The following is a 25,101-nucleotide window of genomic DNA, read 5'->3' as shown; positions in this document are numbered from 1 at the left end:
TGGCGGCATGCCGCACCCGATTATGTTCCGCGACGACGACCCCGGCCTGGAGGAGCTGCGCGGTATCGCGCTGGGCTTTCCCGAGACCTTCGAGAAGATCTCCCACGGCCGGCCGGTGTTCTGCGCCCCCAAGATGTTCGCGGTCTACGGCGGCAGCACCAAGGCCACCGGGACGATGGTGCGCCACCCGCACGCCGTGTTGGTCAAGGTCGACGAGTCCGAGCGGCGGGCCCTGGAACAGGACTCGCGATTCTTCTATCCGATGTACCTGGGACCGTCCGGCTGGCTGGGACTGGATTTCGATGCCGCCCCGGTCGATTGGGGCGAGGTCGGTGAGCTGGTCGACGCCTCGTTTCGGCTGACCGCGGCACCGCGGTTGATCCGGCTGCTGGACGGCGTCTGACCCCCCGACATCCGCCGCCGTCGCAGGGACGTCATATCGCTTCGGGGTCACCCGCCAGTGCCTCGCCCACCTGCCGGACCAGCCCGACCGCGGTGCGCGCCCACTGCGCGGTGGCGCCCGCCAGCCCGCAGACCGGGCTGATGCCGACCCGTTCGGCCAGCACCGAGCGGCCGAAGCCGATCCGGTCAGTGATCGCGGCGGTCGCGGCGGCGAGTTCTTCGACGGCGGGGCGTCGTGCCGGCTCCACCGCGGGAATCAGCCCCAGCACCACGGTGCGACCGGATTCGATGAACGCGCCGATCCCGTCATAGTCGACCGACGTGGTGGTGCAGTCCAGCGATACCGCAGTAATCTTGCTGGGCTGCAGCACATTCCACGGTAGCTCCGCGGCACAGCTGTGCACGATCAGCTCGCCGTCCACCGCCGCGGCGCAGCCGTCGAGCAGTGCGCTGGCCACCGCTTCATCGATGGCCGGTACCGGGCTCAGCGAGGTGACCCCCGCCAGAGCTCCGGTCACCGCGGCGCTCAGCGCCGGCTCGTCGAGCTGCACGACCACCGGGGTGTCGAGCCGGCGGGACAGCTCGGCCCGATGCACCCGCAGCCCCTCGGCCAGCGATCCGGCCAGATCCCGCAGTGCGCCCGGGTCGGTGATGGCCCGGTGCCCGTTGGCCAGCTCCAGCTGCGCGGCCAGGGTCAGCGGCCCGGACGCCTGCACCTTGACCGGGTGCCCGCTGCCGCGCAGGCCGGCGATCTCCCAGGCCTCTTCGAGGGCGTCGGTGTCCTCGCCGAGCAGGCTGATCGCCCGCCGGGTCACCGCCCCGGGGCGCGCCGCCAGCCGGTAGCCGCGGGGGGCGGTGTCGATGGCGATGTCGACCAGCAGCGCGCCGGAGCGGCCGATCAGGTCGGCGCCCACCCCGCGGGCCGGCAACTCCACCAGATGGGCCAGGCTTGCGCCCAGCTCGCCGACCACCACCTCGGCGGCTTGGCGCGCGGAGGTGCCCGGCCAGGAGCCGATACCGGTGCCGGTGGCGAATGCGCTCATCGAGCAACCGTATTGAAGCGGGTTTGCACCTCGGCGCGGCGGGTTACCTTCGACGGGTGAGGACGTCGGGGCTGCTGCCACTGTGCGTGATAACTGCGGCGGTGGCCGGTTGCACCCGATTCGTCGGCGGGGCGGCGTTGGGACCGGTCCTGCCGCCGGAGTCCGACGGCGCCGTGCACGTCGGGACGATCCTGCTCGACACCGGCCGGATGCGCGGCATCACCGGGACCGACGAGGACCTCACCATCATCCCCACCATGGATTCCACCGCACCGGTGGACATCGACGAGCTCGCCGCGACTGTGTCGCCGCCCTGCCGATTCGTCTTCGACGAGACGGCGGTGTTCGGCAGCGCTTTCACACAGTTCCGCAAGACCACCTATCAGTACCCGCCCAAGGGCGCGTTGATATCCGAGGCCGCGGCTGCCTACCCCGATCCGGAGTCGGCCCGGCAAGCCTTCGACGCGTTGGTGGAGACCGTGGCCGGTTGCGCCGACAGCCCCGCCGGGCCGCACCTGGTCGGCAACCAGTCCGTCGACGAGTGGTCACTGCGCACCGGTGCCGGCAGCTGCGGACGCACCTACCTGCTCAAGTCGACGGTGCTGCTGGAGGTCACCCACTGCGGGTTCTCGGAGTCGGTCGCCGAACTGGTGGTGACGAACATGGCGGCCGGAGTGCCCGGTTAGGGCGGTGGCTCAGTCTCCGGTGCCGGCGATGGTGGCGCTGGCGATCACCTCGTCGCCGGCGGGGTCCGGGCGGTAGCAGGCCAGGGTCTGGCCGCGGGCCACACCGCGCAACGGTTCTCGCAGCCGCACCCGCAGTTCCTCGCCGACCAGTTCGGCGACCGCGCCGACGGTCTCGCCGTGGGCCCGCACCTGCACCTCGCACTCGACGGGCCCGTCCCACGCGCGCCCCGAGGTGAACACCGGTGCCCGGCCGGTCAGCTCCAGCACGTTCAGGTCGGCGAGGGTGCCGACGGTGACGGTGGCGGTGGCGGCGTCGATGCCGGTCACGTAACGGGGCCGGCCGTCGGGGCCGGGACCGGCGATGCCCAGGCCCTTGCGCTGACCGATGGTGAACCCGTGCACGCCGTCGTGTTCGGCCAGCACCTCTCCACCGGCGTCGATGACGGCGCCGGGCCGGACGCCGATATGGCTGCCCAGGAAGGTGCGGGTGTCGCCGGTCGGGATGAAGCAGATGTCGTGGCTGTCCGGTTTGCTCGCCACCGCCAGGCCGCGTTCGGCGGCTTCGGCGCGGATCGCCGGCTTGGGGGTGTCACCGATCGGGAACGCCGCGTGGCTCAGTTGGTCGGCGGTCAGCACCGCCAGCACATAGGACTGGTCCTTGTCGGCGTCGACCGCCCGCCGTAGCCGGCCGTCGGCCAGCCGGGCGTAGTGGCCGGTGGCCACCATGTCGAAGCCGAGCGCCAGGGCGCGGGCGGCCACCGCGGAGAACTTGATCTTCTCGTTGCAGCGCACGCACGGGTTCGGGGTCTCGCCGCGCGCGTAGGACTCGACGAAGTCGTCGATGACCTCCTCTTGGAACTGCTCGGAGAAGTCCCACACATAAAACGGGATGCCCAGCACGTCGGCGACCCGTCGGGCGTCGTCGGAGTCCTCCCGCGAACAGCACCCGCGCGAACCGGTGCGCAGCGTGCCCGGGTTGCGCGACAACGCCAGATGCACGCCGACCACGTCGTGTCCGGCGTCGACCATGCGGGCCGCCGCGACCGACGAGTCCACCCCGCCGCTCATGGCCGCTACGACCTTCACCGGGCCACCTTCATCGCCCCGGTGGCGGCCAGCATGGCGTGGCGTGCCCGCTCCACCGCGCCGGGAAGCACCGCCAGCACCGCATCGACGTCGTCGTCGACGCTGGTGTGCCCCAACGACAGTCGCAACGAACCACGAGCGGTGACCGGGTCGGCGCCCATCGCGGTCAGCACATGCGAGGGGCGTGCCACCCCGGCGGTGCAGGCCGAACCGGTGGAGCATTCGATGCCGTTGGCGTCCAACAACATCAGCAGGGAATCGCCTTCGCAGTCGGCGAATGTGAAGTGCGCATTGCCCGGCAGCCGGTCGGTGCGTGAGCCGTTGACGCAGCTGTCCTCGATCGCGGCGAGCACGCCGTCGATGAGCCGGTCGCGCAGCGCCGCGACCCGGCCCGAGGTGGCCTGCAGTGACCCGACGGCGATCTGCAGCGCGGTGGCCATGCCGACCGCCCCCGCGACGTCGAGGGTGCCGGAGCGGATATCGCGCTCTTGTCCCCCGCCGTGCGTCAGCGGAACACATGTCACATCGCGGCGCACCAGCAGCGCCCCGACGCCGCACGGCCCACCGAACTTGTGGGCGGTCAGGCTCAGCGCCGACAGTCCGCTGGCGGCGAAATCGACCGGCAACTGCCCGACGGCCTGCACCGCGTCGGAGTGCATCGGCACCCCGAACTCCGCGGCGACCGCGGCCAGTTCGGCGATCGGCAAGACGGTGCCCACTTCGTTGTTGGCCCACATCACCGATACCAGCGCCACATCATCGCCACGGCCGGCATCCAATTCCTCGCGCAGCGCCGCCGGCGACACCGAACCGTCGGGCCCGGTGGGCAGCCAGCTGATCTCGGCGCCTTCGTGGTCGGCGAGCCAGCTGACCGAATCGAGCACGGCGTGGTGCTCGATCTCGGTGGTGATGATCCGGCGCCGGCGCGGGTCGGCGTCGCGGCGGGCCCAGTAGATGCCCTTGACCGCCAGGTTGTCGCCGTCAGTGCCACCGGCGGTGAATACCACCTCGGACGGTCGTGCGCCCAGCCGTGCGGCGATCGACTCCCGGGACTCCTCCATCCGGCGTCTGGCGGCGCGACCGGCGGCATGCAGCGACGAGGCGTTTCCGACGGTGCCCATCACGGCCGTCATCGCCTCGATGGCCTCGGGGTGCATCGGGGTGGTGGCAGCGTGATCCAGATAGACCATGACCCGCCAAGGATACCGGGCAGCTCGGGTCGGCCCGGCGGTGCGGCGAGCAGCCGGGTTCAACAGAAGATGCAGGCTGGTCGGCTCGACAGCGCCCGGCACCCCACCGCGGCCTGACAACGCGCGGCCAGTTCGCGCCGATCACTTCCCGGCAGCTGCAGCGACGCGACGTGTACCTGCGCGACGGTGCGTCGTGCGGTGATCAGGCGCCCCATCGAGGCCACCAGGGTGTCGTCGCCGACGAAGGCCGGCAACGTCGAGCGCGACCCATCGGGATGGCGATAGCCGACCCGCAGCGGCTGCACCGGCCGCGACGCGTCGACCGCGGCCTGGAACATCGCCGGGTAGAACCGGCCGTGGGCCCGCCCGCACCAGGTGGTGCCCTCCGGGAAGGCCACCACGGTGCGCCCGGCCCGCAACCGGGCCGCAACCGCCTCGACCACCAACGGCAGCCCGAGCAGGCTGTCCCGATCGATCGGAATGATCCGCATCAGCCGGGCCAGCGCCCCGATCCCGGGCCAGCTGATCAGGTCGGCGCGCGCCACGAACGTTCCCGGCGACACCGCCCCGACGACGAACACGTCCAGCCAGGATGTATGCGTGCTGACCACCAGCATGCCGCGCAGATTGCGCACCGGCCCGCCCGTGGTCACCACCCGCACCCCGAAGCAGCGCAACACCATCCGGCAGCAGCCGCGCTGGAACCGCGCCCGGCCCGGCAGCGGCACCGCCAACAGCGGCAACAGCGGTACCAGCAGCCCCGCCAGGGCCAGTCGCAGCGCCACCACCACGGGAGACACCCGCGCCACGCCGCCGCGCACACACGCCGGCGTACAGCATCCCCGGGGCGCCCAGGGATGCACGACGGCCGGGGTCACGCGTGCGCGGTGCCGTCGGCCACCGACGACACCGCCGACACCGCAGACACCGACCGCAGCCGGTGCAGATAGCGGACATCGGCCTCGTTTCGGCCCAGCAGCGCCGGGAAATCCCCGACACCGAAGTCGGGGTCGTGGGCCGGTTCGCCGCAGATTCGCGCGCCCAGCCGAAGATAGCCGCGCAACAACGGGGGCATGGCCGGCCGGGCCGGCGGCGCGATCTCATCCAGGCTCTTGCCGTCGATCACCACCGGCCGGTACGGCCTCACCCGGTGCGGTGAGGCGTGGCGGCGCCGCACGAAGTCGCGGACACCGCGGATCTGGCTGCCGGGCGCCCCCTCGCCGTGGACTGGCACCGATACGCACCCGGTGACGTAGTCGTACTGGTAGCGGTCGAGGTAGGCCAGGATTCCGGCCCACATCAACAGCACGACGGCGCCGTTGCGATGCCCGGGTCGTACCACGGCCCGGCCCATCTCGACCAGCGACGGCCGCAGCGGGTCCAGCGCGGAGACATCGAATTCGGTTGCGCTGTAAAGCCCTCCGGCGGCGATGGCACCGGTCGGCGGCAGCATCCGATAGCAGCCGACCAGCGCACCGGAGTTGTCGTCGCGCACCAGCAGGTGATCGCAGTAGTCGTCGAACCGGTCGGCATCGAGGCCGGGGCGGCCGTCGGCGGCAGCGGGCAGGGTGAATCCCGGCTCGCCGCTGAACACCTCGTAGCGCAGCCGCTGCGCGGCTTCGATCAGGGCGGGGTCAGTGGAGACCAGCAGCGAGTATCGCGGGGTGTCGGTCGTGGTGGTGGGTTCGGGGGCGATGAGTACAGCACCAGTGCTCACACCGGTCACGGTCGCCTAGTCATGCGGCGCCCAGGCAATCGCCGCATGACATGTCGGTGCACGCTCGGTGACGAATTGTTCCCGGTTGACAGCGGGCAACGTGTCGAGATTGCGCCCATGGTCGTGAAACCGCGCGCTGCCCGACCACCAGTGCAATCTCGACGCCCCTCGGGGAATGCCGGTGAGCTCAGGCGGCGGCACCGCCGCCGTCGGCGTGCAAGGTCGATCCGGTGATGAAGCTGGACCTCGGTGAGGCCAGGAACAGTACGGCTTCGGCGATCTCGGCTGCCTGTGCGGTGCGGCCCAGCGGAAGCGCCTTGCCCAGTTCGTCGTTCACCTCGCCCCATTCGGCGGCCACCCCGGCGGTGGCGGTGGGGCCGGGCGCGACGCTGTTCACCCGGACGCCGCGGGGTCCGAATTCGGCTGCCCAGGTGCGGGTCAGCGATTCCAGCGCAGCCTTGGAGGCGCTGTAACTCGACGCGCCGGGAACGCCCTTGAAGGCGACCATGCTGGTGACGTTCACGATGCTGCCGTGACCACGCCGCAGCATGCCGGGCGCCAGCGCCGCGACCAGAAAGTAGGCGCCGCGCACGTTGGTGTCGAATGTCGACTCGAACGACGACACGTCCTGGTCGACGGTGAGCGAGCCGGGAAAGCTGGCGGCGTTGTTGACCACGATATCGACTTCGCCGCATTGCCGGACAAGGGCTTTCACCGATTCGAGGTCGGACAGGTCCGCGGCTACGAACCGGACACCGGCCCCGATCTCGGCGACGGCCGCGGCGCCGCGGTCGGCGGACCGTCCGGTGATGATCACCGTGGCGCCGTGGCGGGCCAGCAGCCGCGCGGACTCCAGGCCGATGCCGGCGGTCCCGCCGGTCACCAGCGCGGTCTGGCCGGACAGCTCGTTCACTGGCTCGCCAGCCAATCCGTGAGGCGGGTCTGGGCCAGCGTCGCCTCCGCCCCGGTGACCAGGCCGGTGTCGCCGACCTTGGTGCCGAAGTAGACGGCCGCCGGGTCGACGACGATCGGCAGGGATTCGCCACGGTGCGCCAGCACCGCGGCGGCCAGCTCCGCGAAGGTCATCTGCTGTGGGCCGCCCACGTCGATGATCCCGTCGACCGGCGCCGCCTGCGCGGCTTTGGCCACCGCGGCGGCCACCTCGGCCCCGGCGATCGGCTGGATGCGGCCCTCGGGGGCCCGCACCACACCGTCGACGGTCAGTGATGTGGTGATCGCGTCGGCGAACTCGTGGAACTGGGTGGCCCGCACGATGGTGTAGGGCAGCCCGGATTCGGTGATGATCCGTTCCTGGGCGACCTTGGCCCGCATGTAGCCGCTGTCGGGCAACCCGTCGCAGCCCACGATGGACAGCGCCACGTAGTGGCTGACATCGGCCTTTTTGGCCGCGGCCACCTGATTGGTCGTCGAGCGGGTGAAGAAGTCCATGACCGGGTCGTCGTCGAAGTCCGGTGAGTTGACCACGTCGACGAGCACGTCGGCGCCGGAGAGCGCTTCGGCCAGGCCCTGGCCGGTGAGCACGTCGGCGCCGGTGTCGCGGGAGGCGGCCACCGGCTCGTGCCCGGCGGCGGCCAGCAGCGCGACCAGCTTCGAGCCGATCTGTCCGCTGGCGCCCGTCACAGTGATTTTCATGTCGCTAGACCTCCTTGGCCACTTGTGGTCTTTCCACACTGGCACCGCGCCGACCGGGGCCGCACCCTGGAAAGTCCGTAGTCTCACCCTGGCGCGGATCGCCGCCACGGGGCGTCGCGCAGTTCCCGGCGCGACCGGATGCCCAGCTTCGCAAAGACCTTGCGCAAGTGCCATTCCACGGTGTGCGCGCTGATGAACAGCTGCACACCGATCTCGGCGTTCGTCAGGCCCGCCCCGGCCAGCTCCGCGATCTGCTCTTCCTGCGCGGTCAACGCATCACCGGTGGCGACCGGCTGCTTGCGGACCTTCTCCCCGGTCGCCTGCAGCTCGCGATGGCTGCGCGCGGCGAACGCCCGGGCTCCGAAGCCGCTGAACATGCCGTGGGCGAGCCGCAGTTGGGTCCGGGCGTCACCGCGCCGGTTCTCTCGGCGCAGCCACTCCCCGTAGAGCAGATGGGTGCGTGCCAGCTGCACGGCGATCCGGGTTCTCGCCAATCGTTCGATCGCCTCGGTGTAAAGGCTTTCCGCGGCGTCGCCGTCACGCAGCAGCGCCGCCGACCGGGCCCGCACCCCTAACGCCCAGTCGGTTCCGGCGGCCCGGGTGCGGTCGTCGAGTTGCTGCAGCGCGTCGGCGGCCACGGTGTGCCGGTCGGTTCGCATGGCGGCCTCCACCAGTTCGGCCAGGTTCCAGCCGTAGAGCCCCAGATCCTCGTATTCGCCGGCCCGGGCCAGCATCTCGTACGCCGCCTGGTAGCGCCCCAGCGCGTTGTTGAGCACCGCGCCGGCATAGCCGGCCAGCGCGGTCACCCGTCCCTCGCCGCGCGCCGTCCCGTAGCGCACCGCCGCGTCGAGCAGCCCGGTCGCCTCGGCTTCGTCGCCGACCCAGGCGGCCAGCGCCAGTTCGTGATAGCGCACCGGCGTCTGGCCGGCGGCGGCCGACAGCGTGCCGGCGTCGGCGATCAATGCCCGGGCCGAGGCGAATTCACCGGCCTGCACGTGCACACCGGCCAACGTCGTCAACGCCATCGGCAGCACCGCCAGCGCGCCGGTATCGGTGGCGACTCGCACCGCCTCGGTGGCGATCCGGTGCCAGGACTCGTCGTCCCACAATTCATGCAGCACCGCCTCGTGGGCGATCGGAAAGGCTTGCCACGTCCAGTCTTCCGGGGAGATCGCCGCGATCGCGGCACGCAGCGGGGGCGCGGCGGCGGCGCAGCCGTCGCGCACCCGGATGACCAGGCCGTGCAGCAGCAGACCGGCCGCCCGGCCCGGATCCGCCCGCACCCGATCCGCGAGCGACACCGCGGTGGCAAGGCGCGCATCCTGACCGAACAGCCGTCCGGTGTACATCGCCGCGCTGACCGCCTCCAGCAACGCGTCCTGTCCCATATCGGTGTCGTGGCGCTCCAAAGTCGCTGCGGCGTCGAACAATTGCCGTACCGACAGATTCAGGGTGGGGGCATCTCCGCTGCCCCGTCCCCGGGTGAACACCAACATCGCGCGGGTCCGCGCCGCCCTGGCACGCTGCAAGGCGTCCAGCGGCGCCAGCTCGGCGGTGTCGAGCAGGGCGTCGGCCGCGTCGAACTCGGCGGCGGCCCGCATCGCCTCGGCCGCGTCCAGGGCGCGGCCGCCGCGGCGGGCAGCGTCGGGAGTCAGCTCGGTGGCCCGCGCCAGAAACGCTGCCGCCGCAGCGGTCCCGCCGCGAAGCTGGGCCCGCCCGGCGGAATGCTCCAGTTCGGCCGCGACCGATTCGTCCGGGGCCGCCGCGGCGTGGGCGCAGTGCCAGGCACGCCGGTCGGGATCATGCGCCGCGTCGGTGGCGTCGGCCAGCGCGCGATGGGCCTGCCGGCGCTGCGCCGGGTCCGCGGCGCGGTAGACCGCCGAACGCACCAGCGGATGCCGGAACCGAACCCGCTGACCGGTCTCGGCAAGACCGGCCGCCTCGGCCGGCGCCAACGCCTCGGCCGGCAGACCGAGCCGCCGTGCCGCGGCCAACAGCAAGGCCGGGTCCCCCACCGGTTCGGCCGCGGCCAGCAGCAACAACCGCTGGGTGTCCTCGGGCAGCGACCGGACCCGGGCCAGAAAGTGCCGTTCGAGCTGGCCGGCGACCGGCTGGACATCGGGCCGGTGGTAGCCGCCGGCCAACTCGGCGGCGGAGAGTCCCCGGGGCAACTCCAGCAGCGCCAGCGGGTTACCGTGCGTCTCCGCGACAATGCGGTCCCGCACCTGCGTATCGATGCGCCCGGTGACCGCGGATGCCAGCAGTTCGCGGGCGTCGGCGTCGCCGAGCCCCCGCAGCACCAGTTTCGGCAGCCCGGTCAGCCCGTCGACCGGCTCACGCAGCGCGAACACCAGCGCGACCGGTTCGGCGACCAGGCGTCGGGCCACGAAGCCCAGTGTCTGCGCCGTCACCCGGTCCAGCCATTGGGCGTCGTCGACCAGGCACAGTATCGGGCGCTCGCCGGTGGCGGCCGCCAGCAGGCCCAGCACGGCGAGTCCGACCAGGAAGCGGTCCGGGGCGGGACCCGAACTGAGCCCGAAAGCGATCTGCAGCGCCTCGCGTTGCGGCTCGGGAAGCGCACCGGCGCACGGCATCAGCGGGGCACACAGCTGCTGCAGGCCGGCGAAGGCCAGCTCCATGTCGGACTCCACGCCGGCGGTGCCGATCACCTCGAACCCGGTCGCGGCCTCGGCGAGATAGTCCAGCATCGCGGTCTTGCCGATACCGGCCTCGCCCCGCAGCACCAGCACCTGGCTGTCACCGGCGCGGGCCCGGCCCAGTAGGTCCCGAAGCTGCGTCTGCTCGCCGTCCCGGCCGACCAGCCCACCATCCGACGCAACGGCCCCCGACACGCCAGGCGTGCGGGGGCCGTTGCCGCTACTGCTCACGCAGTAGAAATTAACCCTTGCGGGCCTTGATCGCCTCGGTCAACTGCGGGGCGACCTTGAACAGGTCCCCGACGATGCCGTAGTCGGCGATCTCGAAGATCGGCGCTTCCTCGTCCTTGTTGACCACCACGATGGTCTTGGAGGTCTGCATCCCGGCCCGGTGCTGGATCGCGCCGGAGATGCCCAGCGCGATGTATAGCTGCGGCGAGACGGTCTTACCGGTCTGGCCGATCTGGAACTGGCCCGGGTAGTAGCCCGAGTCCACCGCGGCACGCGAGGCGCCCACGGCGGCACCGAGCGAATCGGCCAGCTCTTCGACCACCGAGAAGCTCTCCGCGCTGCCGACGCCACGACCGCCGGCCACCACGATGGGGGCCTCGGTGAGCTCCGGACGGTCACCGGCCACCGCCGGCTCCCGCGAGGTGACCTTGGTGGCGTTCTCCTCGGCGGCAGGCACCTCCACGGTGACCTGCTCGCCCGCTCCGGCGGCCGGCGCCGGCTCCACGGCCCCCGCCCGCACGGTGATCACCGGGGTGTCGCCGGTGGGCTCGGCGTCGACGGTGTAGGCGCCACCGAAGATGGAGTGCACCACCTTGGCGCCTTCGGAGATCTCGACCACGTCGACCAGCAGACCGGATCCGATCCGGGCGGCCAGCCGGCCCGCTACCTCTTTGCCGTCGGCGCTGGCGGCGATCAGCACCGCAGCCGGGGTGGCCGACTCGGTCAGCGCGGCCAGCACGTCGACCGTCGGGGTGACCAGGTAGCCCTCCACCACGTCGGACTCGGCGACGTAGATCTTGGCGGCGCCGGCTTCCTTCAGTCCGTCGACCAGCGGCGCGGCGGCGCCGGGGGCACCCACCACGACCGCGGACGGTTCGCCGAGCACCCGCGCGGCGGTGATCAATTCGGAGCTGACCTTCTTCAGCGCTCCGTCGGCGTGCTCAACGAGCACCAGTACTTCAGCCATGTTTGTCTTCCCTGTCTTCGATGTCGCTAGATCAGCTTCTGGGCAACCAGGTACTCGGCGATCTTGGTGCCGCCGTCGCCCTCGTCGGTCACCTTCTCGCCGGCGGTCTTCGGCGGCTTCGGCGTCGTCGCGGTGACCTTGGAACCGGCGTTGGCGAGACCGACCTCGTCGGCCTCGACCCCGATCTCGGCCAGCGTGTAAACGGTGACTTCCTTCTTCTTGGCGGCCATGATGCCCTTGAAGGACGGGAAGCGCGGCTCGTTGATCTTCTCGTTGACGCTCACCACCGCCGGCAGCGAGGCCTCCAGGGTGAACACGCCGTCGTCGGTCTCGCGCTCGCCGGTGACCTTGCCGTCGGCGACGGTCAGCTTGCGCAGGTGGGTCAGCTGCGGCAGTCCCAGGTACTCGGCGATGATCGCCGGAACGGCGCCGGCGACGCCGTCGGTGGACTCATTGCCGGCGATGACCAGCTCGGTGCCTTCGATCTGACCCAGTGCCCGGGCCAGCGCCCAGGCGGTCTGCAAGACGTCGGAGCCCTTCATGCCGTCGTCGAGGATGTGCACGGCCTTGTCGGCCCCCATCGACAGCGCCTTGCGGATCGCCTCGGTGGCCCGCTCGGGGCCGGCGGTCAGCACGGTCACGGTGCCTTCGGCACCTTCCTTCTCGCGGAGCAGCAGCGCCTCTTCGACGGCCCGCTCGTTGATCTCGTCGAGCACGGCGTCGGCGGCGTCACGGTCCAGCGTGAAGTCACTGTCGCTGAGCTTGCGCTCCGACCAGGTGTCTGGGACCTGTTTGATCAGGACCACGATGTTCGTCATGAGTGTGGTTCGTCCTCCTCGAAGGGGTCCTGCGGCGGCGGGCCACAGGACTTGGGTCACGATTCACGCAGCCGCACGACACGTTACTCACGGGTAACTTAGTGCGGTTCGCCAGTACAGAGTAGCGGGTCGTGATAGGGCCACTGCGGGGTAGCCGGTTCGCGGACCGTGGCGTTCGCGTTAGCCTGCCTGTGCGATGAAATCCACGAAACCCGCCGGGGACCCTGCCGGCACCCCGCCCGGCGACGCCACCTTGATGCTGACCGGCGAACGCACCATCCCCGGGCTCGACATCGAGAACTACTGGTTTCGCCGCCACGAGGTGGTCTATGAACAGCTGGCGCCGCGCTGCAACGGCCGCGAGGTGCTTGAGGCCGGATGCGGCGAGGGGTACGGCGCCGACCTGATCGCCAGCGTGGCGCAGCGGGTGATCGGACTGGACTATGACGACGCCGCGGTGGCGCACGTAACCGCCCGGTACCCGCGGGTGGAAGCGGTGCAGGGCAACCTGGCCGAGTTGCCGTTGCCCGACGCCGCCGTGGACGTCGTGGTCAACTTTCAGGTCATCGAGCACCTGTGGGACCAGGCGCAGTTCATCGCCGAATGCGCGCGGGTGCTGCGGCCCGGCGGGCTGCTGATGATCTCGACCCCTAACCGCATCACCTTCTCCCCCGGCCGCGACACCCCGATCAATCCGTTCCACACCCGCGAGCTCAACGCCGCCGAGCTGACCGAACTGCTGGTCGACGGCGGGTTCGTGATGGACGAAGTTTACGGCGTCTTTCACGGGCCGGTGCTGCGCGCGATGGACGCCCGCCACGGCGGCTCGATCATCGACGCCCAGATCGAACGCGCCCTGACAGCCGCGCCGTGGCCCGAACAGCTGGCCCGCGATGTGGCGGCGGTGCGTACCGCGGACTTCGAACTGGTCCCGGCTGGTAGCGACACCACAGCTCACCACATCGATGACAGCCTGGATCTGGTCGCGATCGCGGTGAGGCCGTGACCGAAAAGCCTTCGGTGCCGGGTTTGTTCACCCTGGTACTGCACACCCACCTACCGTGGCTGGCCCACCATGGCCGCTGGCCCGTCGGCGAAGAGTGGCTCTATCAGTCCTGGTCGGCGGCCTACCTGCCGCTGATGCGGGTGCTGCGGACGCTGGCCGCCGAAGGCCGGCGCAACCTGCTCACCCTGGGGGTGACGCCGGTGGTCGCCGCCCAGCTCGACGACCCGTATTGCCTCGACGGCATGCACCACTGGCTGGCGAACTGGCAGCTGCGCGCCACCCAGGCCACGACGCTGCCGGATCTGCGTGACTTCGGCCGGTACGAGCGTGCCAATGCCGAGCAGGCGCTTGACGAGTTCGCGCTGTTGTGGCGCCACGGCGCCAGCCCCTTGCTGCGCGAGCTGGCCCAGGCCGGCACCGTCGAGATGCTGGGCGGCCCACTGGCCCACCCGTTCCAGCCGCTGCTGGCGCCGCGGTTGCGGGAGTTCGCGCTGCGGGAGGGCTTGGCCGACACCCGGACACGGCTGGCCCACCGCCCCACCGGGATCTGGGCGCCGGAGTGCGCCTATGCCCCCGGTATGGAGGCCGGTTACGCGGCGGCCGGAGTGACGCACTTCATGGTCGACGGGCCGTCGCTGCACGGCGACACCGCGCTGGGCCGGCCGGTCGGTGACTCGGGAGTGATCGCGTTCGGCCGCGACCTGCAGGTCAGCTACCGGGTCTGGTCACCCAAGTCGGGTTATCCGGGCCACGGCGCCTACCGGGATTTCCACACCTATGACCATCGCACCGGGCTGAAGCCGTCACGGGTCACCGGCCGTAACGTCGCACCGGAACACAAGGCGCCTTATGACCCGCAGCGCGCCGACGCCGCCGTCGACACCCACGTCGCCGATTTCGTCAAGGTGGTCCGCACCCGGCTGCAGGACGAGTCGGAACGAATCGGCCGGCCCGCCCATGTGATCGCCGCCTTCGACACCGAGCTGTTCGGCCACTGGTGGCACGAGGGACCGCAGTGGCTGGCCCGGGTGTTGCGTGCGCTGCCGGAGGCCGGGATTCGCGTCGGCACACTGTCGGACGCGATCGACGCCGGGTTCCTCGGGGACTCGGTCGAGCTGCCGCCGAGCTCGTGGGGGTCGGGCAAGGACTGGCAGGTCTGGTCCGGGGAGAAGGTCGCCGACCTGGTGCAGCTCAACAGCGAGGTGGTCGAGACGGCGCTGGGCGCCGTCGACAAGGCCATGGCGGCAGCTGCCACACCGTCGGGGCCGATTCCGCGCGACCGCGTCGCCGACCAGCTGCTGCGGGAGGCGTTGCTGACGGTGTCCAGCGACTGGCCGTTCATGGTGAGCAAGGACTCCGCCGCCGAGTACGCCCGCTACCGCGCGCAGTTGCACGCCCACGCCACCCGCGAGATCGCCGACGCGCTGGCATCGGGGCATCGCGACGTGGCCGAACGGCTGGCCGAGGGCTGGAATCGGGCCGACGGTCTGTTCGGCGCGCTGGATGCCCGTAGGCTGCCACGGTGACCCCCCTCCCGCGCGAGCGTGCGTGTGCCCGGCCCGACACGCCGCGAGACGACCGTTTTTGCGCACGTTCGCGCCCCACTGCTCAGAACGGACCAGCCGCGTGAAGATCCTGATGGTGTCGTGGGAGTACCCGCCGGTCGTGATCGGCGGGCTGGGCCGGCACGTCCACCACCTGTCCACCGCGCTGGCCGCCGCCGGGCACGACGTCGTCGTGCTGGCCAGGCGCCCGTCGGACACCGACCCGAGCACCCATCCCTCGTCGGACGAGATCAGCGAGGGCGTACGGGTCGTCGCGGCGGCCCAGGACCCGCACGAGTTCTCCTTCGGCGACGACATGATGGCCTGGACCCTGGCAATGGGTCACTCGATGGTGCGCGCCGGATTGTCGTTGAAGGTCGACGGCGGCCAGACGTTGTGGCGACCCGATCTGGTGCATGCCCACGACTGGCTGGTGGCCCACCCCGCGATCGCGCTGGCTGAATTCTATGACGTGCCTTTGGTTTCCACGATCCACGCCACGGAGGCCGGTCGCCACTCCGGCTGGGTGTCCGGTCCACTGAGCCGTCAGGTGCACGCGGTGGAATCGTGGCTGGTCCGTGAATCGGACTCGCTGATCACCTGTTCGGCCTCGATGCGCGACGAGATCACCGACCTGTTCGGCCCCGGGCTGGCCGAAACCACCGTGATCCGCAACGGGATCGACGCCGCGCGGTGGCCGTTCGCCCGCCGGGAGCCGCGCACCGGACCGCCGGAACTGCTGTTCGTCGGGCGGCTCGAATACGAGAAGGGGGTCCACGACGCGATCGCGGCGCTGCCGCGGATCCGCCGGGCCCACCCGGGCACCACGCTGACCGTCGCCGGTGACGGCACCCAGCAGGACTGGCTGACCGAGTGCGCCCGGAAACATCGGGTACTGAAGGCAACCCGGTTCGTGGGGCGGTTGGACCACGACGAATTGCTGGCCATGCTGCACCGGGCCGACGCAGCCGTGCTGCCCAGCCACTACGAGCCGTTCGGCCTGGCCGCGCTCGAGGCCGCGGCCGCCGGGACCCCGCTGGTCGCATCGAACGTCGGTGGGCTGGGAGAGGCCGTCATCGACGGCGACACCGGCATGTCGTGCCCGCCGCGCGACGTGCCCGCGCTGGCGGCGGCGGTGTGCGCGGTGCTCGACGACCCGGCCGCGGCCCAGCAGCGCGCCGTGGCCGCCCGCGACCGCCTCAGCGCCGACTTCGACTGGCACACCGTCGCCGACGAGACGGCACAGGTGTACCTGGCCGCCAAGCGCCGCGAGCGCGAGCCGCAGCCGCGCCGACCGATCATCGAGCACGCGCTACCCGACAGGTAACCCCCGCCGTGTGGGACCGCATCTCGGCCGGAGTCACGCACCGCGGTTCGTGGCTGCTGGCGCTGGTCATCCTCACGGCATCGGCCGCGCTGATGGCGGTGGGCGGCCACAGCGCCGACGCCACCGCGTCGCCGGAACTGCTGCCCGGCTCCTCGGAGTCCGCCGCCGTCGCCGCGGCGCAGCACGACTTCCCGCAGGGCGGGCAGGCCGCCGCGATCCTTGTCGTCACCCGCCAAGACGGTTCAGCCCTGACGCCGGACGACCTGGCGGCCGTCGGGCAGGCCCGCGACCGGATGCAGCGGGTCCCGCAGGCGCTGCCCGGCGGGCCCGCCCCGGTGCCGGTCTCCGCCGACGGCCACGCCGCGATCGCCACCGTGCAGCTCAGCAGCTCGCTGTCGGGCTTCGAGCTGCGTGACGCGGTACAGGCGCTGCGGTCGGCGGTCAGCGACGGGCTGCCCGGTCCGCTCACCGCCCACGTCACCGGTGGTCCGGCCTTCGGCGCCGATATCGCCGACGCCTTCTCCGGCGCCAACGTCACACTGCTGGCGGTGACCGCCCTGGTGGTCGCCGTGCTGTTGATCGTCACCTACCGCTCACCGGTGCTGTGGCTGTTGCCGCTGCTGGCCGTCGCGTTCGCCGATCGGGTCGCCACCGTGGCGGGCGGGGTGATCGCCGAGGCGGCCGGGGTGAGCTTCGACGGCTCGACGTCCGGGATCACCAGCGTGCTGGTGTTCGGCGCCGGTACCAACTACGCGCTGTTGCTGATCTCCCGATATCGCGAAGAGCTGCGGCGGGCGCCCGATCACCGTGTTGCGCTGCGCGCCGCGGTGCGTGCCGCCGGCCCGGCGATCGTTGCCAGCAACGCCACCGTGGTACTGGCTCTACTGACCCTGGTCGCGGCGAGTATTCCCAGCACCCGCAGCCTGGGGATCTGCGCGGCCTGCGGGCTGGTGGTGGCGGCGGTGTTCGTGCTGCTCGTGCTTCCCCCGCTGCTGGCGTTGTGCGGGCGCAACGTCTTCTGGCCGTTCATTCCCCGCATCGGCGACGGCCCGGCCGCCACCGGCTGGCGGCGGATCGCCGAGGCGGTGGGCCGCCGGCCGGTCCCGGTCTGCGCGGTAGCGGTGGTGCTGCTGGCGGTCTTGACCACCGGGCTGCTCGGTACCCGGATCGGGCTGTCGCAGACCGAGCAGTTCCGGGTCCGCGCCGACTCGGTGACCGGCTTTGAGACGCTGGCGGAGCATTTCCCCGGCGGGGCGTCGGACCCGACGGTCGTCATCGGTTCCACCGCCCGCACCGCACCGCTGCGGGCGGCCATCACCGGGGTCCCCGGGGTGACGTCGGCGGCTCCCACCGGGTTGTCGCCGGCTGGTCTGACCCGATGGTCGGTGGTGATCGACGCCGCGCCGTCCACCGCCCGGGCATTCGACACCGTTACGGCGCTGCGGGATTCGGTCCGCGCCGCCGACGCCGGGGCGCTGGTCGGCGGCGCCGACGCCCAGGCGCTCGACATCCGTGACGCCGCCGACCGCGACCGTCGGGTGCTGATCCCGGCGATCCTGGCGGTGGTGCTGGTGGTGCTCTACGTGTTGCTGCGCGCCGCGCTCGCCCCACCGGTGCTGGTCGCCGCGACCGTACTCAGCGCGATGGCCGCACTGGGCCTGGGCGGCTGGGCCAGTATTCACCTGTTCGGTTTTCCCGCGCTCGACAACGGCACGCCGCTGTTCGCGTTTTTGTTCCTGGTCGCCCTCGGTGTCGACTACACCATCTTCCTGGTGACCCGCGCCCGGGAGGAGACCGCCGGGCAGGGCACCCGCGCGGGCATGGTGGCCGCGGTCGCCGCCACCGGTGGGGTGATCACCAGCGCGGGAATCGTGCTGGCCGCGGTGTTCTGCGTGCTCGGTGTGCTGCCGCTGATCGTGCTGACCCAACTGGGCATCATCGTGGGCGTCGGCATCCTGCTGGACACCTTCGTGGTCCGCACCCTGGTCATCCCGGCGCTGTTCACCCTGATCGGCGACCGCATCTGGTGGCCGTCGATGCCCGCGGGCGGTCGGAAATGAGAAGCCGCGCCGCGATCCTGCGCGGCTACGGCGAACCGTGGGCGATCGAGGATTTCGAACTCGACGCGCCGCGCGCGGGTGAGGTGCTGGTCAAGATGGCGGCGGCGGGCTTGTGTCATTCCGACGAGCACATCCGTCGGGGCCAGCTGGCCGGGCCGGCGCAGCGCGCGCCGATCGCCCCGACGATCGGCGGCCACGAGGGCTCCGGCGTGGTCGTCGAGGTCGGCGAGGGTGTCGCCGGACTGTCACCCGGCGATCACGTGGTGACGTCGTTCATCGCGGTGTGCGGCCAATGCCGTTGGTGCGCTTCGGGTATGGAGTACATCTGTGACGCCGGCGCGGGGACGATGCTGCCCGGCATGCCCACTGACGGCACCTTCCGGCACCACGGCCGCGACGGCAGCGATCTCGCGCATGTGTCGAAGATCGGCGCGTTCGCCGAGCACACCGTGGTCTCGGCCGCCTCGCTGGTCAAGATCGATCCGCACCTGCCGCTGCTGCCGGCCGCATTGCTGGCCTGCGCGGTGCCGACCGGATACGGCTCGGCGGCGTATCGCGCCGGGGTCCGCGGCGGCGACACCGTGGTGGTCATCGGGGTGGGCGGTATCGGCATGGCCGCCGTACAGGGGGCCCGTATCAACGGCGCCATCCGGATCGTCGCGGTGGATCCGGTGGCGTTCAAGCGGGAGGCGGCGCTGGCCTTCGGCGCCACTCACGCCGCGGCCGACGCCGCCGAGGCATTCGGGGTGGTCGCCGAGCTGACCCGCGGGGTGATGGCCGATGCCGTGGTGGTGTCCCCGTCGGTGATCACCGACGCCGATGTCGAAGACGCCTTGCGCCTGACCCGCAAGTCGGGGACCTGCGTGCTGACCGGAATGTCGGTGCAGGGCAGCCGGGCCGGACTGGATCCGCAGGACCTGGTGTTGATGAACAAGAGCCTGTGCGGCACCGTCTTCGGGTCGTGCAACCCGCGCACCGACATCCCGCTGTTGGCCTCGCTTTACGAGGCGGGCCGATTGCAGCTCGATGAGATGATCACCAAGCGTTACCGGCTCGACGACATCAACGCGGCGTACGCCGACCTGACCGCCGGCACCCTGGTCCGAGGTGTCATCGACTTCGACCTCTAACCCCGCTGCAGGTCGAGCCCCTCCAACGTCCCGGCGGCCCGCCAGGCAGCCAGGATGTCGGCGTATTCGGTGGGGCTGCCGAAGAAGAAGCTGTCCTGGCGCAGCCTGGCGTCGGCTTGGCCCTCGCGGTTGTAGTAGCCGGGGGTGCATGTTTCACGCCGGCCGGCGATGACATCGGAGCGCGCCACCACGGTGTCGACCCAGCCCTGCTCGGCACCGGCGGTGGCCTCCAGCGCGGTGATCCCCTGCCGCAGCGCCCGGGCGATCACCCAGGCCACGTGGCGAGCCTGGGTGTCGATCAGGTAGGGGAAGTTCACGGTGAAGCCGGACTGGGCGATGCTCTCGATGAAGCAGTTCGGAAAGCCATGGATGTGCAGCCCATGGAAGGTGCGTACCCCGTCAGCCCACTTGTCGCTCAGCGTCACGCCGTCCCGGCCGATGACGTCGAACCCGGTACGCCGGCAGTAGTCGGTGCCCACCTCGAACCCGGTGGCGAAAACCAAGCAGTCCAACGGGTATTCGACACCGTCGACCACCGCGCCGGTGCGGGTGATCCGATCCACCCCGCGACCGCGGGTGTCGACCAGGGTGACGTTGTCGCGGTTGAAGGCCTGCAGGTACTCGTCGTGAAAACAGGGCCGTTTGCAGAAGTAGCCGTACCACGGCTTGAGGGCCTCGGCGGTAGCCGGATCGGTCACCAACGCATCGACGCGGCCGCGGATCTCTTCCATCTTGGCGAAGTCGGCGAGTTCGGCGTGCGCGGACCGCTCGACGGGGTCACCGTCCCCGCTGACGATCGGCAACTTCTTGGTGAGGCTGGTCCAGGCATCGTCGACCAGGTCCTCGTCGGCGTCGCCGCCCGCGGTGAGGATCTGGAAGTTCTCCATACGGCGCCGCTGCCACCCGGGCTGCAGCTGCGCCGCCCACCGTGGGTCGGTCGGCCGGTTGGCTCGCACGTCCACCGTCGACGGGGTGCGCTGAAAGACGTAGAGCTGCCCGGCAGCCTCGGCGAGTCGCGGCACGCACTGGATGGCCGTGGCGCCGGTTCCGATGATCCCGACCCGCTTGTCGCCCAGCCGCACCAGCTCCGTGCCGGTGTAGTCGTAGTCCCAGCGGCTGGTGTGGAATGCGCAGCCGGCGAACTCGTCGATGCCGGGAATGCCCGGCAGTTTGGGCTTCTGCAGGTAGCCGTTGGCCATCGAGACAAATCGGGCCCGGATCGCATCACCGCGGTTGGTGGCGATCACCCAGCGCGAAATCTCAGGGTCCCAGCGGATTTCGAGTACCTCGGTCTGCAGACAGGCGTCCCGGTACAAGTCGTAGTGCTCGGCGATGCGCCGGCAGTGCGCGAAGATCTCCGGACCTTTGGCGTATTTCTCGCTGGGGACGTAGCCGAGCTCCTCCAGCAGCGGCATGTAGACATAGGACTCCACGTCGCACGCGATTCCCGGATACCGGTTCCAGTACCAGGTGCCGCCGACGTCGGCGGCCTTGTCGATCAGCCGGATGCGCTGCACGCCGAGCTCGCGCAACCGGGCGCCGGTCAGCAGCCCACCGAAGCCGGCGCCGACGATCGCGACGTCGACCTCGTCGCACAGCCCCTCCCGGGTGAAGCCCGGGTCGGCCCACGGGTCGTCGGCGAACCGGGCGAATCTGCCGGTCACCTCGACGTACTGGCCGATGCCGTCATCGCGCAACCGACGGCGGCGTTCTCGGGAGTACTTGTCCCGCAAGATATCCGGATCGAAGGCCGCGCCTTGGTAATCCTGACCGTCCGTCACGATCGCGGCACCTCCGCCAGCAGGTCCAAGCAATTCGCCCAGCATATAATCAATCAATTGATCACATCAATGGGTGGCGAACAGCGTTCCCCGGATCAACCGCTTCGCGGCGGCCAGCGCCGCGTGGTAGGCCTCCGGCGAGCCGGTCGCCGCCAGCTCGGTCAGGCCGTAGACCAGCGCGTGGATCACCTCGACCGCGGGCTCGTCGGCGGTCCCGATAATGCCGGCGATGATGTCGCGCAGCGCCTCGAGGCCGGCGTGGCCGGCCTGACCCGGGTAGACCGTGACGGCGTGCTGGGCGCGTATCGCCCACTCGAAGGTAGCCAGATCGGGGTGCTCGCGCATCAGGGCGGCGGATTCGTCGAGCAGCGCCTCGATGCGGTCGACGGCCGAGCCCGGCCGGTCAACGGCGTGCCGCAACCGCGGCAGCGCGATCTCGGCGCGCGCGGCGATCGCCGCCGCCACCAACTCGGCCTTGTTCGGAAAGTAGTTGTACAGGTTGGCGCTGGTGACGCCCGCGGCGTGGGCGATCTGGCGGATCGTCGTCCGCGAATAGCCCAGCTCGGCCACGCAGCGCATGGTGGCCACCAGGATCCGTCGGCGGGTCTGCTCGCCCACGGCACCGACCGGTCGACCCAGCTGCGGTGAGGCCATGGCCGATATCCTCCCAGCGGTGACCGCGCGTCGCCCGGTAACCGCTCGGTTGACCACGCCCAGCGCTGCTGACCATAATCCGGTGATCATGACCCTCACGTCGCCGCGGGGTCGGCCGGCCGGGACCACCGGCGACGAAACCCGCCGGCGCATCATCGCCGCGGCGATCCGCTGTGTCGCCGAGGCCGGGTGTTCGGGCGCCACCATCCGCGAGATCGCCACGGCCGCCGAGATGACCAGTGGCAGTCTGTATCACCACTTCCCCAGCAAGGCGGAGCTGCTGCGGGAAACCGTGGTCGCCGCCCGGGAGATCGCACTGCCTCGGTTGCAGGCCGCCGCGCGACGCGGCGGCGACGTCGTGAATCAGCTTGCCGCAGTATTGGATGAGGCCGATCGATTGATGCGCGACCAGCCCCATCTCGCGGCATTCGAACGCGCGACGGGCCAGCTGCCGCCGTTGCGCGAGGTGATCGGCGAGGTAATCGGCGAGGCGCACAACAGCGGCGTGCTGACGGGCGATACCGGCACCGAGGCTGCCGCGGACGCCGTCTACGCGCTGGCCCGCGGATTGACCGAGCAGGCGGCTCGGCTGTCGCCGATGGCTTACCGCACGACGCTACGTTCGGCCAAGGCTCTCATCGGCGGCACGTTGTTCTGAGGGACCGCCGCTTACAGCGACGCCAGAAACCGCACCCGGTCCGCGATGACCCGTTGCGACACATCGGCGTCGGGCACCAGCAGATCGAAGGCATGTGGACACCCGGGATACACGTGCAATTCGACGGGGACGCCCGCGGTGATCAGCCGCTGCGCGAAGGCGACGTCCTCCGCGGCGAAGATGTCCAGCCCGCCGACGTCGAGGTAGGCCCGCGGCAGCCCGGTCAGGTCAGCCGCGCGGGCCGGCGCGGCATACCCGTCGGCGACACGCTCCCCCAGCAGCGCGCCCCAACCGGTGGCGTTGTCGTCGTAGCTCCAGGTGAGAAACGCGCCGTCGGCCGTCCCGCCGGAACCGGTCCGGTCGTCGAGCATCGGGTAGATCAGTAGCTGCGCTGCGATCGCCGGGCCGCCGCGGTCCCGGGCCAGCAGGCACACCCCCGCCGCCAGTCCCGCGCCGGCGCTGTCGCCCATCACCGCCAACCGGGAGGCGTCGACGCCCAACTCGGCGGCGTGGTCGGCCAGCCAGCGCAGCGCCGCGTAACAGTCCTCGACCGGAGTCGGATGCGGAAACTCCGGGGCGACCCGGTAAACCGCCACCAGCATCGGTACCCCCGATGCTGCGACGTAGCCGCGAACCGCCGCGTCGTAGAGCCCGCCGAGGCGCTCCCAGTCCAGGATCATCCCGCCGCCGTGCAGGTACAGCGCCGCACTGCCCGGCTGGTCGAGTCCGGCGCGCCGGTACCAGCGCAAGCCGAGCGTGCCACCCGCGTAATGCAGTGCGAAATCCTGGATCTCGACGCCGGTGATCGGTGGCCGCGACGCCAGCACCTGGTTGAACAGCTGGCCCGCGTTACGGCGCCGGGCCATGACGTCACCGATCGGCGGCGGCGGTGCCCCGTCGGCGCCTTCTCGCATCGCCAGCAAGGCCGCGAGCACCTGGGGGTCGGGTGGGCCGGCCATCAGCGCTCCGTTGCGGTGACCGCGGTCGCCACCGCCTTGGTCTCCAGGTATTCCTCGAAGCCGGCCAGCCCCATCTCGCGGCCGATCCCCGACTGCTTGTAGCCGCCGAACGGCACATCGGCGGAGTACCACATGCCGCCGTTGACGTTTACGGTCCCGGCCCGCAGCTCAGCAGCGACCCGGGCCGCACGGTCGCCGCTGCCGAACACGGTGGCAGACAATCCATAAGGCGAGTCGTTGGCGATCCGGACCGCGTCGGCGTCACCGTCGTGGGCCAGCACCACGAGTACCGGGCCGAAGATCTCCTCGCGAGCCGTCCGGGTGTCGTTGGTCAGTCCAGCGATCACGGTGGGCGCGATGAAAAAGCCGCGGTCCAGCCCGGCGGGGCGCCCGCCGCCGCAGTGAAACGTTCCGCCTTCGGCGATCGCCAGGTCCAGATAGGACTGCACCCGGTCACGCTGCCGGGCCGAGATCAGCGGCCCGCACCGGGTTTTCGAGTCGCGGGGGTCGCCGACCGGAATCCGCGACATCGCAGAAGCCACCGAATCGAGCGCCTCGCCGTAACGGTCGCGCGGCACCAGCAGGCGGGTGGTCAGCGCGCAGCCCTGCCCGGCGTGGGTCGTGACCGTCGATGCCGCCGCGGCGCACGCGGCCGCAAGGTCGGCGTCGTCGAGGACCACGAATGCCGACTTGCCGCCGAGTTCGAGGAAGACCTTCTTGATGGTCGCGGCGGCGGCGGCCATCACCGAGCGACCGGTGGCGGTCGAACCGGTGCAGGAGACCACGTCGACGCGCGGGTGCTGCGCCAGCAGGGCCCCGATGCGGTGGTCGGCCGCGGTGACGATGTTGATCACGCCCGGCGGGAAGTCGGTCTTCTCGGCGATGATCCGACCGACCTCGGCCGCGCACCACGGGGTATCGGGTGCCGGCTTGAGGACGACGGTGTTACCGGCGGCCAGGGCCGGCCCGAGCTTGGCGAAGGTGACCTGATGCGGGAAGTTCCACGGCGTGATCGCCCCCACCACCCCGAACGGCTCGCGCACGACGGTGCGCGCGGTCGCGACTCCCAGCGGCGCGGCAACCCCGAGATCCACAGTCCAGGGATAGTTTTCGGCGGTGGCGGCCGCGAACTCGAGGTCATCCACCGGGCCCTGCAGTTGGCCGTGATAGGTCAGCGCCCTCGGAGCGCCGGCCTCGGCGATGGTGACCTCGCGCAGGGTTTCGATCTCGTCATTGAGCGCGTCGCGCAGTTGCCGAAGGCAGTGCACCCGCAACGCGGTGTCGCGGCACCAGTCCGACGCGTCGAAGGCGGTCCGGGCGGCGGTGACGGCGCGGTCGAGGTCGGCGGGCTCGGCGTCGGCGGCCTGTCCGAGGGTTTCTTCGGTAGCCGGGTTCACGGTGTCGAACGTGCCCCGGCCACCGTGCACCAGCGCGCCGTCGATCAGCAGTCGGGTCGACGGGCCGGTCACCGTCCTAGGCTAACGGCGAGGCCGCAGCGTAATCAATCGACTGATCACTTCGTGCGCTACGGT

The 25,101-nt window shown here is 71.0% G+C and carries 22 protein-coding genes; 8 read left to right on the top strand and 14 right to left on the bottom strand.

The window, feature by feature from the left end; all coding sequences use genetic code 11:
* The first annotated feature begins 7 nt into the window (after window positions 1-7).
* Entirely contained in the window at window positions 8-403 is a 396-nt protein-coding gene (locus ACAG20_RS15855; protein ID WP_370493250.1) for an MmcQ/YjbR family DNA-binding protein, read from the top strand.
* A gap of 31 nt (window positions 404-434) precedes the next feature.
* On the opposite strand, the gene ACAG20_RS15850 is transcribed toward ACAG20_RS15855, so the two are convergent.
* Window positions 435-1,445 carry a methionine synthase gene (locus ACAG20_RS15850; RefSeq protein WP_370493249.1) on the bottom strand — a complete coding sequence of 337 codons (1,011 nt, stop codon included), beginning with the start codon at window positions 1,443-1,445 and terminating at the stop codon, window positions 435-437.
* 56 nt (window positions 1,446-1,501) lie between these two features.
* On the opposite strand from ACAG20_RS15850, the gene ACAG20_RS15845 reads away from it, so the two are divergent.
* Window positions 1,502-2,131, top strand: coding sequence for a sensor domain-containing protein (locus ACAG20_RS15845; RefSeq protein ID WP_370493248.1), 630 nt, complete (start codon window positions 1,502-1,504; stop codon window positions 2,129-2,131).
* A gap of 9 nt (window positions 2,132-2,140) precedes the next feature.
* On the opposite strand, the gene mnmA is transcribed toward ACAG20_RS15845, so the two are convergent.
* The 9 genes from mnmA to ACAG20_RS15800 form a co-directional block, all read right to left on the bottom strand.
* Window positions 2,141-3,217: a tRNA 2-thiouridine(34) synthase MnmA gene (mnmA, locus tag ACAG20_RS15840; RefSeq protein WP_370493247.1), complete on the bottom strand. Its 1,077-nt coding sequence runs from the start codon at window positions 3,215-3,217 to the stop codon at window positions 2,141-2,143.
* Window positions 3,214-4,407 carry a cysteine desulfurase family protein gene (locus ACAG20_RS15835; protein WP_370493246.1) on the bottom strand — a complete coding sequence of 398 codons (1,194 nt, stop codon included), beginning with the start codon at window positions 4,405-4,407 and terminating at the stop codon, window positions 3,214-3,216. The genes mnmA and ACAG20_RS15835 overlap by 4 nt, the downstream gene beginning before the upstream one ends.
* 59 nt (window positions 4,408-4,466) lie before the next feature.
* Complete coding sequence (locus tag ACAG20_RS15830) at window positions 4,467-5,285, bottom strand: lysophospholipid acyltransferase family protein (protein ID WP_370493245.1); 819 nt, start codon at window positions 5,283-5,285, stop codon at window positions 4,467-4,469.
* Window positions 5,282-6,124 carry a GNAT family N-acetyltransferase gene (locus ACAG20_RS15825; RefSeq protein WP_370493244.1) on the bottom strand — a complete coding sequence of 281 codons (843 nt, stop codon included), beginning with the start codon at window positions 6,122-6,124 and terminating at the stop codon, window positions 5,282-5,284. Before ACAG20_RS15825 ends, ACAG20_RS15830 begins: the two co-directional genes overlap by 4 nt.
* Window positions 6,125-6,311: 187 nt before the next feature.
* Complete coding sequence (locus tag ACAG20_RS15820; RefSeq protein ID WP_370493243.1) at window positions 6,312-7,037, bottom strand: SDR family NAD(P)-dependent oxidoreductase; 726 nt, start codon at window positions 7,035-7,037, stop codon at window positions 6,312-6,314.
* Window positions 7,034-7,777, bottom strand: coding sequence for an SDR family oxidoreductase (locus tag ACAG20_RS15815; protein ID WP_370493242.1), 744 nt, complete (start codon window positions 7,775-7,777; stop codon window positions 7,034-7,036). The genes ACAG20_RS15820 and ACAG20_RS15815 overlap by 4 nt, the downstream gene beginning before the upstream one ends.
* Window positions 7,778-7,860: 83 nt before the next feature.
* Window positions 7,861-10,599: an AAA family ATPase gene (locus ACAG20_RS15810; RefSeq protein ID WP_370493289.1), complete on the bottom strand. Its 2,739-nt coding sequence runs from the start codon at window positions 10,597-10,599 to the stop codon at window positions 7,861-7,863.
* A 76-nt stretch (window positions 10,600-10,675) separates the two neighbouring features.
* On the bottom strand, window positions 10,676-11,632 hold the full coding sequence (locus ACAG20_RS15805; protein WP_112688932.1) for an electron transfer flavoprotein subunit alpha/FixB family protein: 957 nt from the start codon (window positions 11,630-11,632) through the stop codon (window positions 10,676-10,678).
* A 26-nt stretch (window positions 11,633-11,658) separates the two neighbouring features.
* A complete protein-coding gene (locus ACAG20_RS15800) occupies window positions 11,659-12,450 on the bottom strand; it encodes an electron transfer flavoprotein subunit beta (RefSeq protein ID WP_370493241.1) in 792 nt (263 codons plus the stop codon).
* 196 nt (window positions 12,451-12,646) lie between these two features.
* On the opposite strand from ACAG20_RS15800, the gene ACAG20_RS15795 reads away from it, so the two are divergent.
* From ACAG20_RS15795 to ACAG20_RS15775, 5 genes are all read left to right on the top strand, one after another.
* Entirely contained in the window at window positions 12,647-13,456 is an 810-nt protein-coding gene (locus ACAG20_RS15795; RefSeq protein WP_370493240.1) for a class I SAM-dependent methyltransferase, read from the top strand.
* The gene (locus tag ACAG20_RS15790; RefSeq protein WP_370493239.1) at window positions 13,453-14,982 is read left to right on the top strand and encodes a 1,4-alpha-glucan branching protein domain-containing protein; all 1,530 of its coding nucleotides are present in this window, start codon (window positions 13,453-13,455) and stop codon (window positions 14,980-14,982) included. The genes ACAG20_RS15795 and ACAG20_RS15790 overlap by 4 nt, the downstream gene beginning before the upstream one ends.
* A 100-nt stretch (window positions 14,983-15,082) precedes the next feature.
* A complete protein-coding gene (locus tag ACAG20_RS15785; protein ID WP_112688940.1) occupies window positions 15,083-16,327 on the top strand; it encodes a glycosyltransferase family 4 protein in 1,245 nt (414 codons plus the stop codon).
* Between the two features lie 8 nt (window positions 16,328-16,335).
* Entirely contained in the window at window positions 16,336-18,387 is a 2,052-nt protein-coding gene (locus ACAG20_RS15780) for an MMPL family transporter (RefSeq protein WP_370493238.1), read from the top strand.
* The gene (locus ACAG20_RS15775; protein WP_370493237.1) at window positions 18,384-19,517 is read left to right on the top strand and encodes an NDMA-dependent alcohol dehydrogenase; all 1,134 of its coding nucleotides are present in this window, start codon (window positions 18,384-18,386) and stop codon (window positions 19,515-19,517) included. Before ACAG20_RS15780 ends, ACAG20_RS15775 begins: the two co-directional genes overlap by 4 nt.
* Here the strand turns inward: ACAG20_RS15775 and ACAG20_RS15770 are convergent.
* Together ACAG20_RS15770 and ACAG20_RS15765 are read right to left on the bottom strand one after the other, a co-directional pair.
* The gene (locus tag ACAG20_RS15770) at window positions 19,514-21,298 is read right to left on the bottom strand and encodes a flavin-containing monooxygenase (RefSeq protein WP_370493236.1); all 1,785 of its coding nucleotides are present in this window, start codon (window positions 21,296-21,298) and stop codon (window positions 19,514-19,516) included. The genes ACAG20_RS15775 and ACAG20_RS15770 overlap by 4 nt on opposite strands.
* 66 nt (window positions 21,299-21,364) lie before the next feature.
* The gene (locus ACAG20_RS15765) at window positions 21,365-21,952 is read right to left on the bottom strand and encodes a TetR/AcrR family transcriptional regulator (RefSeq protein ID WP_370493235.1); all 588 of its coding nucleotides are present in this window, start codon (window positions 21,950-21,952) and stop codon (window positions 21,365-21,367) included.
* 88 nt (window positions 21,953-22,040) lie between these two features.
* Between ACAG20_RS15765 and ACAG20_RS15760 the strand changes: the two genes are divergently transcribed.
* Window positions 22,041-22,610 (top strand): TetR/AcrR family transcriptional regulator, encoded by a 570-nt coding sequence (locus tag ACAG20_RS15760; RefSeq protein ID WP_370493234.1) that lies wholly within the window; start codon window positions 22,041-22,043, stop codon window positions 22,608-22,610.
* A gap of 11 nt (window positions 22,611-22,621) precedes the next feature.
* On the opposite strand, the gene ACAG20_RS15755 is transcribed toward ACAG20_RS15760, so the two are convergent.
* The gene (locus ACAG20_RS15755; protein WP_370493233.1) at window positions 22,622-23,569 is read right to left on the bottom strand and encodes an alpha/beta hydrolase; all 948 of its coding nucleotides are present in this window, start codon (window positions 23,567-23,569) and stop codon (window positions 22,622-22,624) included.
* Complete coding sequence (locus tag ACAG20_RS15750; RefSeq protein WP_370493232.1) at window positions 23,569-25,038, bottom strand: aldehyde dehydrogenase; 1,470 nt, start codon at window positions 25,036-25,038, stop codon at window positions 23,569-23,571. The genes ACAG20_RS15755 and ACAG20_RS15750 overlap by 1 nt, the downstream gene beginning before the upstream one ends.
* Between the last annotated feature and the right edge of the window lie 63 nt (window positions 25,039-25,101).

Source organism: Mycobacterium sp. pW045, assembly GCF_041287085.1.
In the GTDB taxonomy this organism is placed as follows: domain Bacteria; phylum Actinomycetota; class Actinomycetes; order Mycobacteriales; family Mycobacteriaceae; genus Mycobacterium; species Mycobacterium algericum_A.
This window is presented reverse-complemented; position numbering and strand designations above follow the sequence as displayed.